17 protein-coding genes are annotated in these 17,967 nt (G+C 52.0%); 3 read left to right on the top strand and 14 right to left on the bottom strand.

From position 1 onward, the window contains the following. The first annotated feature begins 68 nt into the window (after positions 1-68). Positions 69-797: a murein tripeptide amidase MpaA gene (gene mpaA, locus OGY83_RS04185; protein ID WP_123267280.1), complete on the top strand. Its 729-nt coding sequence runs from the start codon at positions 69-71 to the stop codon at positions 795-797. Here mpaA and ycjG read toward each other — a convergent pair. Beyond that, on the bottom strand, positions 772-1,737 hold the full coding sequence (gene ycjG / locus OGY83_RS04180; protein ID WP_286635326.1) for an L-Ala-D/L-Glu epimerase: 966 nt from the start codon (positions 1,735-1,737) through the stop codon (positions 772-774). The genes mpaA and ycjG overlap by 26 nt on opposite strands. A gap of 115 nt (positions 1,738-1,852) precedes the next feature. Between ycjG and tpx the strand changes: the two genes are divergently transcribed. Continuing rightward, positions 1,853-2,359: a thiol peroxidase gene (gene tpx, locus OGY83_RS04175; RefSeq protein ID WP_003020437.1), complete on the top strand. Its 507-nt coding sequence runs from the start codon at positions 1,853-1,855 to the stop codon at positions 2,357-2,359. 53 nt (positions 2,360-2,412) lie between these two features. Here tpx and tyrR read toward each other — a convergent pair whose 3' ends face one another. The 4 genes from tyrR to pspE all read right to left on the bottom strand — a co-directional run bounded on the left by tyrR (position 2,413) and on the right by pspE (position 7,020). Beyond that, positions 2,413-3,957, bottom strand: coding sequence for a transcriptional regulator TyrR (gene tyrR, locus OGY83_RS04170; protein ID WP_079937358.1), 1,545 nt, complete (start codon positions 3,955-3,957; stop codon positions 2,413-2,415). Positions 3,958-4,104: 147 nt separating this feature from the next. Further along, a complete protein-coding gene (locus OGY83_RS04165) occupies positions 4,105-5,166 on the bottom strand; it encodes a YcjF family protein (protein ID WP_032943592.1) in 1,062 nt (353 codons plus the stop codon). Beyond that, positions 5,163-6,560, bottom strand: coding sequence for a YcjX family GTP-binding protein (locus OGY83_RS04160; protein WP_123267773.1), 1,398 nt, complete (start codon positions 6,558-6,560; stop codon positions 5,163-5,165). The genes OGY83_RS04165 and OGY83_RS04160 overlap by 4 nt, the downstream gene beginning before the upstream one ends. 142 nt (positions 6,561-6,702) lie before the next feature. Next, positions 6,703-7,020 (bottom strand): thiosulfate sulfurtransferase PspE, encoded by a 318-nt coding sequence (gene pspE / locus OGY83_RS04155; protein WP_079937359.1) that lies wholly within the window; start codon positions 7,018-7,020, stop codon positions 6,703-6,705. A 228-nt stretch (positions 7,021-7,248) separates the two neighbouring features. Between pspE and OGY83_RS04150 the strand changes: the two genes are divergently transcribed. After that, positions 7,249-8,259 carry a LacI family DNA-binding transcriptional regulator gene (locus OGY83_RS04150; protein WP_286635902.1) on the top strand — a complete coding sequence of 337 codons (1,011 nt, stop codon included), beginning with the start codon at positions 7,249-7,251 and terminating at the stop codon, positions 8,257-8,259. Positions 8,260-8,290: 31 nt separating this feature from the next. Here OGY83_RS04150 and OGY83_RS04145 read toward each other — a convergent pair whose 3' ends face one another. The 9 genes from OGY83_RS04145 to OGY83_RS04105 all read right to left on the bottom strand — a co-directional run bounded on the left by OGY83_RS04145 (position 8,291) and on the right by OGY83_RS04105 (position 17,957). Next, on the bottom strand, positions 8,291-9,196 hold the full coding sequence (locus OGY83_RS04145; RefSeq protein WP_191235302.1) for an OmpG family monomeric porin: 906 nt from the start codon (positions 9,194-9,196) through the stop codon (positions 8,291-8,293). 68 nt (positions 9,197-9,264) lie between these two features. After that, the gene (locus tag OGY83_RS04140) at positions 9,265-10,347 is read right to left on the bottom strand and encodes an ABC transporter ATP-binding protein (protein ID WP_194210858.1); all 1,083 of its coding nucleotides are present in this window, start codon (positions 10,345-10,347) and stop codon (positions 9,265-9,267) included. A gap of 10 nt (positions 10,348-10,357) precedes the next feature. Continuing rightward, on the bottom strand, positions 10,358-11,020 hold the full coding sequence (gene pgmB / locus OGY83_RS04135) for a beta-phosphoglucomutase (RefSeq protein ID WP_286635901.1): 663 nt from the start codon (positions 11,018-11,020) through the stop codon (positions 10,358-10,360). A gap of 2 nt (positions 11,021-11,022) precedes the next feature. Further along, positions 11,023-13,299, bottom strand: coding sequence for a glycoside hydrolase family 65 protein (locus tag OGY83_RS04130; RefSeq protein ID WP_286635325.1), 2,277 nt, complete (start codon positions 13,297-13,299; stop codon positions 11,023-11,025). Continuing rightward, on the bottom strand, positions 13,296-14,351 hold the full coding sequence (ycjS, locus tag OGY83_RS04125) for a D-glucoside 3-dehydrogenase (protein WP_286635324.1): 1,056 nt from the start codon (positions 14,349-14,351) through the stop codon (positions 13,296-13,298). The genes OGY83_RS04130 and ycjS overlap by 4 nt, the downstream gene beginning before the upstream one ends. Positions 14,352-14,361: 10 nt before the next feature. Continuing rightward, on the bottom strand, positions 14,362-15,150 hold the full coding sequence (gene ycjR / locus OGY83_RS04120) for a 3-dehydro-D-guloside 4-epimerase (RefSeq protein WP_286635323.1): 789 nt from the start codon (positions 15,148-15,150) through the stop codon (positions 14,362-14,364). Positions 15,151-15,166: 16 nt separating this feature from the next. Beyond that, entirely contained in the window at positions 15,167-16,219 is a 1,053-nt protein-coding gene (gene ycjQ, locus OGY83_RS04115; protein WP_103770728.1) for a D-guloside 3-dehydrogenase, read from the bottom strand. 27 nt (positions 16,220-16,246) lie between these two features. Continuing rightward, positions 16,247-17,089 carry a carbohydrate ABC transporter permease gene (locus OGY83_RS04110; protein ID WP_003020474.1) on the bottom strand — a complete coding sequence of 281 codons (843 nt, stop codon included), beginning with the start codon at positions 17,087-17,089 and terminating at the stop codon, positions 16,247-16,249. Continuing rightward, positions 17,076-17,957 carry a carbohydrate ABC transporter permease gene (locus tag OGY83_RS04105; protein ID WP_003840754.1) on the bottom strand — a complete coding sequence of 294 codons (882 nt, stop codon included), beginning with the start codon at positions 17,955-17,957 and terminating at the stop codon, positions 17,076-17,078. Before OGY83_RS04105 ends, OGY83_RS04110 begins: the two co-directional genes overlap by 14 nt. Between the last annotated feature and the right edge of the window lie 10 nt (positions 17,958-17,967).

Genomic DNA, 17,967 nt, shown 5'->3' with positions numbered 1-17,967 from the left:
AAACGATTTGATTATCCATACATTTTGCACAACACTGCGAGTAACAATCCAAGCATTCAGAGATGACTATGACCGTAACCCGTCCCCGTGCCGAGCGCGGCGCATTCCCACCTGGAACCGAACATTACGGACGTTCATTGTTAGGCGCGCCGTTAATCTGGTTTCCCGCACTGGCAGCCGATCGTGAAAGCGGTCTGATACTGGCGGGAACGCACGGCGACGAAAACTCCTCGGTCGTTACCCTTTCCTGCGCATTGCGTACGCTTAACCCTTCCCTGCGTCGCCACCATGTGGTGCTGGCCGTAAACCCTGACGGTTGCCAGCTTGGGCTGCGCGCAAATGCGAACGGCGTCGATCTGAACCGTAATTTTCCCGCCGCAAACTGGAAAGCGGGCGAAACGGTGTATCGCTGGAACAGTAGCGCAGAAGAGCGTGATGTGGTGTTGTTGACTGGCGAAAGTCCGGGCTCGGAACCAGAAACCCAGGCGTTGTGTCAGCTTATTCACCGAATTCATCCCGCCTGGGTAGTCTCTTTCCACGATCCACTGGCCTGTATTGAAGATCCCAGAAGCAGCGAACTGGGCGCGTGGCTGGCACAGTCGTTTGAATTGCCTCTGGTCACCAGCGTAGGTTATGAAACGCCCGGCTCTTTTGGTAGCTGGTGCGCAGACCTAAATTTACACTGCATAACCGCCGAATTTCCGCCCATTTCATCGGATGAAGCGAGCGAAAAATACCTGCTGGCCATGTCCAATCTCCTGCGCTGGCACCCTAAAGATGGAGCTGCCCGGTCGTAAAATGCAGGGCTGGCTCCGCATCGCTGGCAAGCCAGGTCGGGCCATCAAGATCGGCAAAGTTAACCTGCGGCGTAAGCGGTAACGCCGCACCGATCGCCCGGGAGGTACACAGCATGCAGCCCAGCATCAGCGCAAATCCCTGCTCGCGGGCTTCCGTTGCCAGCGCCAGTGCTTCCGTCAGACCGCCTGTTTTGTCCAGTTTGATATTGACCATTTCATAGCGTCCGTGCAGCGCTTTCAGGCTGCTGCGGGTATGACAGCTTTCATCCGCGCAGATCGGCAGCGGATGCACAAAATTCTCCAGCGCGGCATCGTCTTGCGCCGGCAGCGGCTGCTCCAGCATCGCCACCCCTAAATCAGCCAGCAGCTGACAGCGTGCCGCAAGGCCTTCTGCCCGCCAGGATTCATTGGCGTCGACAATAATCGTGGCGTCAGGAACAGCCGCACGAATGGCAATCATCCGCTCACTAATCAAGCGAGCATCCAGTTTAACTTTCAGCAGTTTCGCGCCATTTTCCCACAGCGCAGCCGCGCTCGCGGCCATTTGTTCCGGTGAGCCAATCACCACGGTTTGCGCCGTCGTCACCACTTCTGCCAGCTCACTTCCCGCCAATTCCGCCAGCGACTTCTGCTGTTGACGCGCACTTAAATCCCACAACGCGCAGTCCACGGCATTACGCGCAGCTCCCGCTGGCAGCAGCTTTTGCAGCTCTTCCCGTGTTAGTCCGTTTTCCAGTTGTGGCGCGATGCTCATAATTTGCGCCAGCACAGAGGCATCGCTTTCACCGTAGCGCGGGTACGGTGTGCACTCGCCAATACCGGTGACGCCGTTTTCTGTCAATTCGACGACAACCACATGCGCTTCGGTCCTGCTCCCACGGGCTATGACAAAGGGAGTGTGCAGCGGCCAGGCTTCCTCATATACCTTAACTGTTCTCATTTGTTTTCCTTAATGCAGTCCCTGAAGCGGATATCCGCAAATAGCGTTTGCCGTGTTAACTGTTGATGGCATAAACTAGCCTCGACGTTAACTATATGTAAACAGGAAGATAACCATGTCACAAACCGTTCATTTCCAGGGCAACCCGGTTGCAGTTGCCGGCTCCATTCCTCAGGCTGGAAGCAAAGCTCAGGCTTTTACCCTTGTGGCTAAAGACCTGTCTGACGTTACGCTGGGCCAGTTTGCAGGCAAGCGCAAAGTGCTGAATATTTTCCCAAGCATCGATACTGGCGTTTGCGCGGCATCGGTACGTAAGTTTAACCAACTGGCGACAGAAATCGACAATACCGTCGTACTGTGTATTTCGGCCGACCTGCCATTCGCCCACTCTCGTTTTTGCGGCGCGGAAGGTCTGAGCAACGTTATCACGCTGTCCACCCTGCGTAACGCAGAATTCCTGAAAAACTACGGTGTTGAAATCGCTGAAGGCCCGCTGAAAGGTCTGGCCGCACGTGCCGTGGTTGTTATCGATGAAAATGACAACGTCGTCTTCAGCCAACTGGTCAATGAAATCACCAACGAACCAGACTACACTGCTGCGCTGGACGTACTGAAAGCGTAAGCTGCGTCTGCATACAAAAATGCCTCCGCATGGAGGCATTTTCATTTACGGCATTACTCTTCGCTTTTTTTCTGTTGGCTCAGGCCGTACTCGCGTAATTTATTGGCAATCGCAGTGTGCGAAACACCCAGACGCTTGGCCAGCTTGCGCGTGCTGGGATAATTCATATACAGCTGCGTCAGCACGGAACGTTCAAAGCGGCTGGTAATTTCATCCAGCGACCCTTCCATCACCTCTTCTCCGACCGCAACCGTTGCCGCATCGTAATCCGGCAGCAAAATATCCTGCGGCCGCAGCTCATAGCCTTCTAGCTGGGTCAGCGCCCGGTAGATAGCATTTTTAAGCTGACGCACGTTGCCCGGCCAACCGTAACGAGTTAGTACCGTGCTGAGATCGGCGGACAGTTTCGGACGCGGCACGCCCTGCTCGTCGGCAAAACGCGCAACAAACAGTTCGGTAAGCGGCATAATATCTTGTGGGCAATCGCGCAGCGGCGGTAGGTTTAGCGTTAGTACATTCAGACGATAATAGAGGTCTTCACGGAAAAGTCCTTTCTGCACCAGCTCCACAAGGTTTTTTTGCGTGGCGCAAATCACGCGCACATCAACATGAACTTCGTGATCTTCCCCCACACGACGGAACGTGCCGTCATTGAGAAAACGCAGTAATTTGGTCTGCATGCTCGGCGACATTTCGCCAATCTCATCCAACAATACCGAGCCGCCGTTCGCCTGCTCAAAGAACCCTTTTTTACCTTCGCCTGCGTGACCAAACAGCTCGCTTTCAACCGCATCTTCAGGAATTGACGCACAGTTTAGCGCCAGATACGGTTTCGACGCGCGCGGACTTGCCAGGTGGCAGGCATGAGCAAAGAGATCTTTGCCGGTGCCGGTATTACCAGTAATCAGCAGCGGCGCGCTCAGCGTCGCCAGCTTACGCGCCTGTTCCACCACGTGTTTCATTTTGGCGCTGACGGCAATAATCTGGCTAAACGCGCTGAGATCCTGCGTAGTCATGTTTTGCAGCTGACGTCCCATTCGGATGGTGGAGCGCAACATCACCACCGCACCGGTCAGCATCTGCTCCTGATTTTCGCCCTGTAAATGGACAGGCGTAATTTCCATCAGGAAATTCTGTCCGTTAATCACGACATGTTCGCTATGGGAATCCTGCGGATTGCTTTCCAGCCAGCGCTGGAAGTTAAACCCATTGATTAACTGGGCCGCGGTATGGTTGCGCATCCGATCCAAAGTATGCGCAAAAAGCTGACAGCTCGCAGGGTTCGCCATCTCGACTTTGCTTTTCATATCCAGAGAAAGGACCGGTTCTGGCAACGCTTCAAGCAGCGCACTCAGCGCCAGATGTTCACGTTCGGAAGGCATCCAGGGTACGGTACGCACATCCGTAACCCCTGCAATACGGCGGATTTCAGCCATCAGACTGCTGAAGTTGGTGAACTCCAGCTCCGCAAAATTAAGGTAAATTCGCCCGATGGGGTCAATCTCGATACCGCGTAAATCAATGCTTCTCAGCACCAGTAAATCGAGCAGTTCGCGGGTCAGACCAAGACGGTCTTCACAAAAGACTTCCAAACGCATAGGAACCTTCACCTGGACAAGGGATTATGTGTTAAATGATAAGACAGTATTTGGTTTGCAGGAAGAACTCTGTCAACAAATATTGACAGCGCGCTGGAAAATTGGGCGCCGGGGCGTAAAGTTATACGATCGGCGCCTGTTTTATAGCTAACTTTCGCGTGGAGATTTGTTCTTTTGTAAGGTTTCTTTCACCTGACCAATCAGTTGGCGGCGGAAATCGCCCAGTCGTGGCTTATCATCATCGATCCACGGCAGCGGTCGGCAAAGTTCCATAGCTTTAATGCCCAGGCGCGCCGTTAATAACCCCGCGCCAATGCCCTGTGCGGCACGCGTTGATAAGCGGGCGGCTAAATCCTGCGACATCCAGTCCATCCCTACTTCCCGCACCAGCTCACTGGCCCCGGCAAAAGCGATATTCAACAGCACCAGACGGAACAGGCGCAGGCGGCTGTAATAACCCAGCTCGATACCATACAGCGATGCAATGCGATTAATCAGGCGTAGATTGCGCCAGGCGATAAACGCCATATCCACCAGCGCCAGCGGGCTGACGGCAATCATCAGCGTGGACTCTGCCGCTGAACGGCTAATCTCACGCCGGGCTTGCGCATCCAGCACTGGCTGCACCAGATGGGCGTACAGGCTGACCACTTCGCGATCGTTCTGTGTTTCATGAATTGAGGCATACCAGCGCTGCAATGCCGGATGCGACTGATCGATACCCGCCTGCTGTGCCAGCTTTTCACAAAATGCACGACCTTTTCCGGTGCCATGACTATGGAGTAGATCTCGCGCTTCATCACGTTCGTGCGCGCGCTGACGCAATCGCCACAATCTGCGCCACTCGGTCGCCACCGATCCAACACCTGCGCCGATAATCAATGCGCCTGCGGCACATCCTCCCAGCGCGACCCAGTCCTGAGTCTGCCAGGCATTCATGGTCCACTGCACGCCCTGAGCGACAACGCTCACGCCAAACAGCGCCAGACCACCCATCACCATCTTACGCCACAGACTGCGTTTGGGGCGTAAGGCCGCATCAATGACGGCCTCCGCCTGACCTTCGTCTTCCAGTGGTTCATCCACTTTCGCCGGAGAAAAAGTCTGCGCCTCGGTCTCATTGAACATCTGTTGCGCTTTAAACGCCGTGTTTTGTTCCACATCCAGCGGACCTGAGAAATCGATACGCGGTTTTAACGGCTCGCTCATCGCAATTTATCTCCTATTAAAAACTCCAGCGCGGCATCAAGGCGGATATGCGGTAAGGGTTTATCGACATCCATAACCTGCGGGCGAAACGCCTCAAACTGAAAGCCCTGGCTGTCCCAAAATGCCTGCCCAGGTAAACGCGCGGGCACTTCCCCCGGATAGACTGTCAGCGGTTCGCCATCGCTCAGACGATTACCACGCAGCGCCGGGATCTTTTCACCTTTCACATCGATCAAGCCGCTGGTGGTTGCCTGCACCGATGCCAGCCCCAGACAATCCATGCTGATACCTTCGAACGCAGCGTTTTGCCAGGCATCCTGGATCAACTGCTGCAAAAGCGACACCATATTGGCGTGCTGATCGACCGTGACGTGGTCGGCTTTGGTGGCGGCAAACAGCAGTTTGTCGATCACCGGAGAAAATAGCCGACGAAACAGCGTACGCTGCCCGTAATGGAAGCTTTGCATCAACTGGGTAAGCGCCAGGCGCATGTCGTTGAACGCCTGTGGCCCGCTGTTGAGCGGCTGCAGGCAATCGACCAACACAATCTGGCGGTCAAAGCGCAGGAAGTGGTTCTTATAAAACCCTTTGACGACCTTTTCGCAGTAGTAATTGAACCTATCCCGCAACATGCCCGCGTTGGTGTGTTTGTCTGCCTGCGCCAGCTTTGATTCACCATAAGCATCAACGTCCGGCCACGGGAAGAATTGCAGCGCAGGCGCGCCCGCCATATCCCCAGGCAGGACAAAACGGCCCGGTTGAATAAAATGTAACCCCTGCTGTTTACACAGATGCAGATACTCCGTCCAGGCGGCAGCAATTTCCGCCAGGCGGTTTTCATCAGCAGGCGCCAACGGATCCAGCCCCTGGCATAACTGCCGCCATTTTGCCGACCATTCGCCCCGCTGCCCCTGCAATAATCCGGTCATTTGCCGCGACCAGCTCAGATAGTCCTGGGCAAGCATCGGTAAGTCGAGCAGCCACTCCCCCGGATAATCGACGATTTCCAGATACAGCGTGGAGGTGTCTTTAAAGTGGCGCAGTAACGAGTCATTGGATTTGTAGCGCAGCGCCAGGCGTATTTCACTCACGCCGCGCGTAGGAGTCGGCCAGGTCGGCGGAGAACCGTACAGCTGTGCCAGTCCCTCATCATAGGTAAAGCGCGGAATGCCAAAATCGCGTTGAGGAACCCGTTTCACGCCAAGCAGTCGCTCTTCGCGCACGCAACTGAGCAACGGCAAGCGCGCACCGGCATGAATATTGAGTAACTGGTTTACCATCGCGGTGATAAACGCCGTCTTACCGCTGCGGCTAAGTCCGGTGACAGCCAGGCGTAAATGCCGGTCTACGCCGCGATTAACCAGCGAATTGAGTTCATTTTTAAGTCGCTTCATCGCCATCCCGTTTTGCTGAAGGAACCGAAGAAATTATAACAAACAGGAAGTAAAGATAGGGGCCAATTCTTACTTATCAACTACCTGAGCGGTATCAGGCGGCATTATTCTTACCGCCTGTAGCAGAATGAATGCGGGCGGTTTATTTATTCTCTACTTTAGGAAGCGCTATCTGATTGATGCCACCTTCGTTGGTCACCTGCGTGTAACCCATTTCAGTCAACATATCCTTCGCCTGCCCCGATTGACGCCCGGAGTTGCAGTACAGCTTCACGGTGTCGTTCTTATCAGGAACTTCAGCCGCGATACGCGTTTTCATCTCTTTCAACGGAATGTTGACGGCCCCCTGAATGTGCTGCTGTTGGTACTGTTCCGGAATGCGAACATCAATCCAGTGTTCGGCTGCATAAACCGGCATGCCGATGACCAGTGCCAACGCTAATACGCCTTTTTTCAACATGATATCTTCCCGACTGATTGTTGGATTTAACCACCACACTATACGCCTGTTCTTAAGAAAATATTGCGACCGCATTATCACCGTCTGCAGGCGCGGACGATTGTTCCTCAGGTTACCCATGCTGCAGTTAGCCTTTTGATTTTTCTAACCGCATTTCGAGATTGTTGTCATTCGTCAATTAACTCCATAATATGTCCGCCATTGACTCTCGGACGGAGCTTGGGATCTATGTCTCCTACCATTTATGATATTGCACGAGCCGCTGGCGTATCAAAATCCACGGTATCGCGCGTGCTTAATAAGCAAACCAACATCTCGCCGGAAGCGCTTGAAAAGGTGCTGCGCGCAATTGATGAGTTACAGTATCAACCTAATAAACTTGCCCGCGCGCTGACCTCTTCCGGGTTTGATGCAATAATGGTGATATCTACCCGTTCTGCAAAAACAACTGCCGGTAATCCATTTTTCTCTGAAGTGTTGCATGCAATTACTTCTAAGGCAGAAGAAGTCGGTTTTGATGTCATATTGCAGACGTCGCGAAGCACCGAAGATGATTTACAAAAATGTGAGAGCAAAATTAAGCAGAAGTTGATCAAAGGGATCATTATGCTGAGCTCTCCCGCTGATGAATCATTTTTTGCAAGTCTGGATAAATACAACGTACCGGTTGTGGTTATTGGGAAGGTTGAAGGTAACTACGCCAATGTCTATTCTGTAGACACCGATAATTATCACGACAGTATTACGCTGACAAATGCGCTGATTGAGAGTGGCCACCGTAATATAGCCTGTTTGCATGCACCGCTTGACGTTCATGTTTCTATCGATCGCGTTAACGGTTATAAAGCCAGCCTTCAGGCACATAACATTAAAATGCGCGATGAGTGGGTTATTGACGGCGGGTATACTCATGAAACCGCCCTACTCGCTTCTCGAAAATTACTGAGCCAGCAGTCGCTACCCGATGCCGTATTTGCGACAGACAGCTTAAAGTTAATGAGCTTATATCGCGTGGCGGCCGAGAAAAATATTGCCATCCCAAAACAACTTGCCGTTGTAGGCTACAGTAATGAACTATTGTCATTTATGCTGACGCCCGTGCCGGGAGGCATTGATGTCCCAACCCAGCAACTCGGCGAACAAAGCTGTAATTTATTATTTAACCTGATTGCCGGTGAGAAAGGATTACAGAATATCACGGTGAGCACGCAAATATCGTTAGCCGACTCACTGGTATAAAAACTGGGGCATAACAATGCCCCAGTGCATTTTAGAATGCGTAATTCACACCGATACCTGCATAATGGAACCTGTCGCTTTCACCTTCGTCATGATCTTCCCACTCATAAGCATACTCCAGAGACATTGATAAACCGTTCTGGAAATCATACGCATACAGTAAACCGAGACGATTGAAATCATGGCCTTCGCGTTCAGGATCATCCTGCCAGTCCCAGTTTGACCAGCGATCAAGCCCCAGGCGGGTATACGGCGTCAGGGTTGTATTACCGAAGGACAGAGGCAAATAAGCACGAATTTCCTGGGTTGAGAACTCACCATTATTACGCGAATCTGCCAGATTAAAGCCGCGTTCAAGGTAATAGTTGACCGTTAACCCTACTGTTTCGTTAAACGTATAATTCAACCCGCTCTCACTTTCGACGCGGCTATCAGAATAGCCGGTGGTGCTCAAATCATTAACGAATTGATACATCGCAAACCAGCCGCTAAAGCGCAGGTCATCGGTAAGTTTAACATCCCAATCTGGCTGCACTTTCCAGCGCTGCATATTAGCTGTGTCTTTTCCGGGTTCATTGACATAGTGATAACCGTAATTACGGAAGCCACCTGTCATGCCGAAATTAACATTCTCGCTTTCGAGGAATTGATAGCGGACTTCCAGTTCAGGGCGGTCAAACCACGTACCGCGCTTACCCTCGCTGTAATCAACCGGCCCTTCCTGGTAATAGGCCAGCGATATTTTCCACGGTCCATTGGACGCATTAAAATAGACGGACGGCTCAGCCAGTCCATCCATATCTTCGCCCTGACCCTCAACGTTTTCTATCTCGTACATAGCACCGATATTAAAGTGCCAGTCATTCTTTTCAGCAGCCTGCGCGCAGGCCATTCCTGCGCTCATAATCAGCGCAGTAGCGGACAGTAGGGTTTTCATTATTATTCCTTGTTAAAATACTCGCAAAAATGCCCCAAGGCGTGGGGGATTATTATCCCCCCAGAATTTTATTGAATAGCCACTTCAGTTTCAGCATCAAAGAAATGGCATTTCGCCATATCAAAATGAATAGTGATATTTTCTCCTGCGTGATAATCATTCACTGCCCCAGCACGGACCACTAACTCATGCCCCCCAACAATGGTATAAAGCATAAATTCAGCGCCAGTTAATTCTGCAACGCTAATTTTTGCCGATACACTATTTTCATTATTAAGCTGCGGGTGTATATCTTCAGGTCGAATTCCCAGCGTGACCGCCTGATGTTCATAACCCTGTGCTTTTAATTGTGCTAATTTATTTTCTGGAATCGTTAATTTCAGCGTTTCAGTAACAAACTTATCACCGTCAATCGCGCCACGAATAAAGTTCATGGCCGGTGAGCCAATAAATCCTGCGACAAACATATTTGCTGGGTGGTTATAAACTGTTTTCGGCGCACCAACCTGCTGAACAATGCCATCCTTCATAATCACGATACGCGTCGCCATCGTCATGGCTTCGGTTTGATCGTGGGTAACATATATCATGGTGGTATTGAGTTTCTGATGCAGCTTGCTGATTTCTGCCCGCATCTGTACGCGAAGTTTGGCATCGAGGTTCGATAAGGGTTCATCCATCAGGAAGACCCCTGCCTCACGAACAATCGCACGCCCCAGTGCCACACGTTGACGCTGACCACCGGATAACGCACCTGGTTTACGTTGCAGATAATCGCGCAGGCCAAGGATTTGCGCCGCCCAGTTGACACGCTCCTCAATCACGGCAGGGGCAATTTTCTGCATTTTCAGGCCAAACGCCATGTTGTCATAGACTGTCATGTGCGGGTACAACGCGTAGTTCTGAAAAACCATCGCAATGTTGCGCGATTTCGCCGGCACATCGTTCATCCGTTTACCGTCAATCAGCAGATCGCCACCGCTGATCTCCTCCAGACCGGCGATCATGCGCAACGTAGTTGACTTCCCGCAGCCGGAAGGTCCAACAAAAACAATAAACTCTTTGTCTTCGATTTCCAGATTGAAGTCTTTAACGACGTGTACCTGACTGTCGTAAATTTTTTGAATGTGTTGCAACGAAAGCTGTGCCATGTTGAATCCTTTACTTGTCGTGTTGCCAGAGAGCCGATAAGCACGGCCACGTCAGAAATTCGGTTGATGGAAGTTGCAGGCTTGCCCCGTTCAGCCCCGTACCAATGCCAACAGAGAGCATGCCGCAGGCGTTGATCGCATCAATACCCGCCTGCGCATCTTCTATGCCAATGCACTGTTGCGGGTTAACGCCAAGGCCCGCACAGGCTGCCAGAAAAATCTCCGGATCCGGTTTCGAGCGAGAAATTAACGCGGCATCCGCACAGAAATCAAAATAAGCGCTAAGATCCAGCGCCTGTAAAATCGCAGGGGCATTGAGCGACACAGAAGCCAGCCCCACCGGAATCCGCTCTTCCCGCAGCATCATCAGCAGCTCACGTACTCCCGGCAGTACCGAGTTCACCGTCAACTGGCGCAAAGAATGGACATACAGTCTGTTTTTTCTCTCGGCCAATTGTGCGCAAACTTCAGGTGTAAACTCCCCCGCTTTCCCGCCATATTGCAAAATACGCTGTAGCGATTCCCCGCGACTAATCCCTTTCAGGCTGTCATTAAATGCTTCGTCAATCGCAATCCCTATTTCACCGGCTATCTGCCGCCAGGCGAGAAAATGCAGATGTGCAGTGTCGGTAATCACGCCATCTAAATCAAAAATGATGGCCTGTGGTTTCAGGATCATTCATCGCCCCTTTTTGTGGTAGCGGTCCCATAAATGGGCGAAATAATGGCGTCATAGCAGATTACGGCCTCCCCCTGCACGGACACTTTTTCACCATTAATCCAAAGGATAATTTGCTCAGCACTGCGAATACGGATTTCGGCAGCGTTGATAGTTATCTGCATAGCGGAACCCTGCCAGCGCAGTGGGAAAGACAGTGTTTGCCAATGTTCCGGTAATGCAGGGTCAAGATGTAACTCCCCATGGCGAACATTCACTCCGGCAAATCCCTGGATAGCGCCCAGCCAGATTGCGCCCGTTGCCGCCGCATGAATACCATCATCGCAGCTGTGCGGGTCATCCCCGAGATCAATAAGCGAACCTTCGCGCCAGAACCGATATCCCTGAGCCGTATCACCGCAACGCGCAGCCACAACCCCGTGAATCGCCTTACTCAAAGAGGAGTCGTGAATCGTGCGTGGCTCGTAATAACGCAGGTTAGCCAGACAGGTTTGCGGGCTAAATTGCTCCGGCAGCATGTAGGTCAGCATCACGACATCGGCCTGTTTGAGAATTTGCATCTCATTAACTTCTGCACGGGAGTAATCGAGCAAAATGGTCTGCTTGCCCGCTTTGGCTTTGTACTGCGACAGATCGATAACCGGTTTGTTCAGGAAGGTATCATCCTGAGGAAGCACGCCATCGGGCTGAACTTCCGGTCGCCAGAGATGCTGTAAAAAATGCTCTGCGCGATGAATAAACGTTTCATCACCACAGCCCAACCGACGGGCAAAATCCAGCGCCTGCTCTACGTTGTACCAGGCCATGTAGTTGGTGAACGCATTGTTGTTCACATGCTCAGTGTATTCATCCGGACCAATCACATCGTGGATCTCTAAACGATCGTTGACCATGACAGCCCTGCTTATCCAGAACTTCGCCGTTTCCAGCAGCAGCGTCATACCCTCACGGGTCATGAAGTTTAGATCCCCTGTGGCATGCCAGTAATTGATTACCGCCCAGGCAACATCTGCCACGAGGTGATGTTCAGCCTGCGCGGAGGCCACTTTTTGCCGCAGCCCGGTACGGATGTTGATCGCCGCGAATTCAGGTGTTTCCTCATCACCGCTGCGAGCGCTTTCCCACGGGAACAGCGCACCCTGCCAACCGTTACGGCGGGCTTTCTCACGCGCTCCCGGCAAATTATGCCAGCGGTAACGCAATAGACTTCTCGCGGTTTTCGGTTCGGTAAACAGGTGAAACGGTAACAAAAAGACCTCAGTATCCCAGAAGATGTGGCCTTTATACCCTTCGCCAGTCAGACCTTTGGCCGCAATACTGCTGCGCTCATCATGGTCTGGGGTCATCACACGCAGATGATAGAGCGCATAGTCCAGCGCGCGCTGATCGCTGGTATCAGTGCTGGTAACCTGAACGCGACGAGTTTGCCACCAGGCATGCCAGTTGGCGCTCGACTCAGCCAACAGAGCGTCATATCCCTGTTGCGCACATGCTTCAATGTTACGCAGCGACTGGCGTCCCCAGGTCTCAAGCGACAGATTACGTTCGCTCGCCCAGTCAACCCAGCTCATTTTCGTCAGCGTGACGCGCTGCCCGGCTTGAGCCTGCACGCTGTTGTGTTGTAACAACCGACGCTCTTTCGCGGTAAAGCAGCGCTGCGCTGCGCCGTCGACGTCACAATATGAGGTGATCGCGATATCGTTGCGATTGTCCTGGGTTGTGTAAATGCCCTGCAGAAGATGCTGACCAAATACTCTAATCTGTGTTTCATCCAGATGCTGACGACCATGATTGGTGATCGTGGCATCAATACCGGTTGAGATACCAATGCTGGCACCGGCATCCAGTGGCGTTACGACCACTTCCATAGCAAACAGCGGCAGCTTCTGTGCCGAGACAAACCGCCGACTCTCAATAGCGAAACGCGCCCCGCCAGGTGCACGCCAGATAAGCGCACGGCGCAATTCCCCGCTGGCAAAATCCAGTTCGCGACGCCAGCTTTCAATCACGCCGCTGGTTAGCGAGAAAATTTCGCCATTCAGCGTGATCTCCACTCCGAGTACATCGGGTAGATTAACCAGTTCATTAATTTCGCCTTTACCCGCACGGTGATACAGCCCAGCCAGATACATGCCACGAGTCTGTAAGGTGTAGGCTTCCTCGTGGCTGGCGCGAATCCCCATATAACCGTTGCCGGTCGTCATGAGTGACGCATATTTATTCAGACTGTGCAGGCAAAAAGCCGGTTCAGTTAACATTACTGGCTTCGTCATAAGTCTACGTAGGTCCCTGTTTCAGCCGATTGGTACAGTGCGGCAACCAGTTGTTGAATAACGACGCCCTGCTCTGCGTCAGCAATAGTGACAGGCTCGCCCTGGACATGGTTCACGAAGGCTTCCATGCTGCGATAATGTCGATTGTCATCAGCCATTTCGCGCGCAAGCAATACGTCAAGCGCTCCATCACGGTCGGTATAAACCTGGGCCGGGAATAACGTCGCCCCCGCCAAATCGCCGCAGAAATTAACGTTCATAATCGATTGTTCCGGGATATTCAGCGCGAAAGAGGTTTCCAGGCGCAAGATGCCGCCGTTTTGAAATTCAATCGTACCGAACAGAGAATCCTCCACGGTATATGCAGTGGGATCCCATTTTCCAAACTGGCCGCTGTTTTTACGCGTGCCAATGCGTTGATAGCTGTGCGCGTTAACGCGCTTTACCGCCGGAAACCCCAGCACATACATGGCGGCATCCAGCATATGAATACCGAGATCAATCAGCGGCCCGCCGCCTTGCAGTTCTTTATTAGTAAATACCCCCCAACCGGGCACACCGCAGCGGCGCAAAGCGCGGACATTGGTGACATAGATTTCACCCAGAACACCGTTCATCACCTGCTCGCGAAGCAGTTGCGTATCCAACGCAAAACGATGATGAAAATCATAAGCCAGTACTTTCCCCATCCGACGCGCCGTTTTACTCATTTCCAGCGCCTCCTCTGGCGTCATCGCCGGAGGTTTCTCGCACATCACATGGCATCCAGCATTCAATGCCAACATGGTGTGTTCATAATGAAAACGATTGGGTGAGCAAATACTGACGATATCTGGCTTAGCCTCACGTAACATCGTTTGAGGATCGTCCCAAACTTGTGGATTACCGTATTTTTCTGCAAACAGCCGCGCCTGTGACAGGCGGCTGTCGCAGACAGCCACCAGTTCCAGATCGTTGCGGGTGCAGTAGTACGAAGCATGAACTTTATCCGCCACCTGCCCGGCGCCAATAATGGCGACACGTAACGGCGCGCTTGTCAGTGCACTTTTCACGGAAATCCTCTTAGCAAGTACGCAGCCAGGTCAGTGACTGGCGATACGCTTCCGGCAGATTCTCTGCCCGTACGCGCCCTTCGTACACAACGTAGCCCTGATAATTATCTTCACGTAACTGGTCAAACAGCGCAGCGAAATCCAGCGTACCGCTTCCCGGCTGATAACGATGGTTATCCGCAATATGGATGTGGCCCAGCAAGTCGCGATTGTCATGCAGCGCCTGTGCCATATCGTCTTCTTCGATATTCATGTGGTAAAAATCACCAATGATTTGCACATGCTTCAGGTTGTTTTCCACGATATAGCGACGGGCATCCGCCAGGGTGTTGATCATATGATCCTGATAGCGGTTGAGCGGCTCCAGATACACCACCGTACCCGTACGTTCAGCAACTTTATCAAGATAAATCAATGAATCGCTGATAGCTTTACGATCGCCTTCCAGGCTACGCGGAGAGGTCATCGGCGGTAAGCGGAAGGTAAACATGCCCCATGCAGCCGGTACAATGATGCCTTGCCCACCGACTTCGGCCAGCGCTTCGAGAATGCGGGTAATCTGCTGTAAACCGTTCAAACGACGCTCTTCGATAAAATCACCGATCCAACCTTCATAGCCGCCGCAAGCGGTAGTAACGGGCAGACCCGTTTCTGCGATCGCCGCTTTTACTTCCGCGAGATTGTTGACCAGCAATTTACCGTCAATCTCAAAACCGTCGAATCCCATCTCTTTGATGTAACGGAATTTCTCGAGAATATTTTCCGGAAAAAAAGCCTGGTTCTGTGTTCCAATTTTCATTTTCTGCATTCCTTAATTAAAACGTCACGCCCATTTTGATGCTCTTTTCCGGATGGCGGTCGACATACTGCATATAGCTTTCCGGGCTGCTGGCAAAAGTTACTACCGGATCAATAAGTTCTTCACAGTTCAGGTAACCGTTCATCAACAGTTCCCAACAGGTCTCCTCAATACGCTTGCGGCTCCAGCGCGGATAATCTGGATTTGGTTCACTACAGGCGCGGGAGAAGACAATTTTGGCGTTGTTAAAGTGCGCTTCACGCCCAAGGTTGAACCCTTCTGCAAAAGGTTTGGCGAAAGCGACATAGGAAATAGTTCCACCATAGGCCAGACCACGTAGCGCCGATTGCAACGCATCCGCATAACCGCTGGTTTCGATGATCACATCAGCACCCTGCTTACCGGTCAGCTTCTTAATTTCCATTCCTACATCGGTGCCCATAGGATTCAGACAGAAATCCGCGCCGTGGCGACGCGCGATATCGCAGCGATGGGCAATCGGATCCACGCCAATGACCACTGAGGCTCCCGCTTTCTTAGCCAGTTGCACGGCAATCTGGCCAATTGCGCCTAAGCCCACGACGACCACAAAGTCACCGACGCGTACATTGGCGTCGCGCACACCGCTCATGGCGAACTGTGCCGGGTCATAGCACACGGCATTTTTCCACGAACTCCCTTCCGGCATTTTGCGCAGTTTATAGTTGTTCACCGCATTAAAAATCACCGTTTCTGCCAGAGGACCGTAGCCACAAACTGAATCGCCAACGGCGTATTCGGTCACATCGCTGCCACACTCAATAACATCGCCCACCACCATATTGCCAAGCTGGAATTTACCGAATTCGATCCCGCGCGGTGCCCCTTCCGGACGCGGCATAAACATTTGCCATTCACCGTTAAAATCTTCGTCAATAAACGGGCTGGCAGCGCGAAAATCGACCACTTCGGTGCCATGTTTTGGCGCGCCAAATTTAACGCGAACTTTCACTTCATTGGCGGATACCGCTCTGTCTTCATATTCCACCAGCGCCGCAACACGCGGTTCTGTGGCAACTAACTTCTTCATTTACAACTCCTTAATTAAACTGGCCGCTTAGCCTTTCACGCCGCCTGCGGTCAAACCACTTTTAATAAAACGTTCGGAAAGCGCATACATAATGACAACCGGCAATGCAGTGACTAACGATGCAGCCATCATGCGTCCCCAGATATAGTCAGGCGTACTAAACAGCGCGTTCAGACCGACCGGTAAGGTAAAATTGCTGGCGCTGGAAAGGAAAATCGAGGCAAACAGATAGTCATTCCACGCCACCATAAAGCAGTACACAAAGACCGAAACCAGACCAGACATCGCCAACGGCACGGTTATGCGAAAGATGATCTGCAGACGGTTCAAGCCATCCATCATCGCGGCTTCTTCTATTTCATCCGGAATGGTGTCGAAGTAGCTTTTCAGCATGAACACGGCGGTCGGCAGCGTCTGGGTAACCATGGTGATAATCAACGCCATTTCGGTGTCATAGATGCCGAGTGCCGTAATGATCTTGAATAACGGCACCACCAGCAGGATCCCCGAAAACATGTACACCGTGTAAAAACTGGCATTGATGGTCATTCGTCCCTTAAAACGCAGGCGGGAAAGCGCATATGCCCCGAGCACCCCCAGAAATACCGCCACCACCGAAGAAGTCACCGATACCACCAGGCTATTACGGAAGTAGTCAACAAACGGGAAAATCATCGGGTTGAAGATGTCGATGTAATGTTCCAGCGTCCATTGCTGCGGTAACAGCGTCGGATGCAGAGAGATCGCCTCTTTTGCGCTTTTAAATGAGGTCATCAGCATCACAAAAAATGGAAATAGCGTGATGCCCAGGAAGACAATTAATCCACAGTAAAAGCCAATGCGGCCAAGCGTGCGCTTATTTGTTGCCATTGAGGTTCACCCGTTTTCTGGTCAGCAGGATAACAGCGAAAATGATGACGAAGAGGACGACAGAAATCGCGGCCGCTTTGCCTAAGTCGTTAAATGCAAACGCTGTTTTATAGAGATAGACCCCGAGAATATCGACTTTCGTAGTCAGTAGATAAACATCGGCAAACATGTAGAACATCCAAATCGTACGCAGCGTGACGACAGTCGCCAGCACGGGCATAATCGCTGGCAGCGTGACGATCCGAAACCGTTGCCAGGCGTTTGCGCCGTCCATTTCTGCCGCCTCATACAACGATTTATCAATAGTCTGTAAAATCGCCAGAAACGAGATAAAGGCATACGGGAAGTAGCGCCAGATAGCGAACAACACGACCAGCGCGAAGCTGCTACCGGGATTGTCGAACCACAGCGGCGCCTGATCGTAGAGATGCAACAGATCCACGCCGAGGTAGTTCACAATGCCGTAGCCGTTGTTGAACATGTATTTCCAGGCAAACACCAGCGAAATTGATGGCGTTACGTAAGAGAGGATGACCAGTGAGCGCGCCGTTTTCCGCAGACGAAACTCACGGTTAAAAAACATCGCCACTCCCAGCCCCAGTACCGTGCTCCCTGCCACAACCAGCGCGGTATACCAGACCGTCATCCACAGCGAATGCCAGAATCCGGGATCGGATAAGATACGGATATAGTTGCTCAGCCCGACAAACGTTGACTCAATTTGCGGATTAAGCGGCAAACGCATAAAGCTGATTTCGATGTTAGATATCATCGGCCACGCCACTAAACCGCCCAATAACAGCAAGCTGGGCGCCAGCAGCAGCATGGCGAATGGCATATCAGATCGACCTGAAAAGAACTTATTCATCACGGCTTTC

The organism is Citrobacter sp. Cpo090, assembly GCF_030332665.1.
Lineage (GTDB): Bacteria > Pseudomonadota > Gammaproteobacteria > Enterobacterales > Enterobacteriaceae > Citrobacter > Citrobacter portucalensis.
Note: the sequence above shows the minus strand (reverse complement) of the source record. Positions and strands in the feature narration are given on the sequence as shown.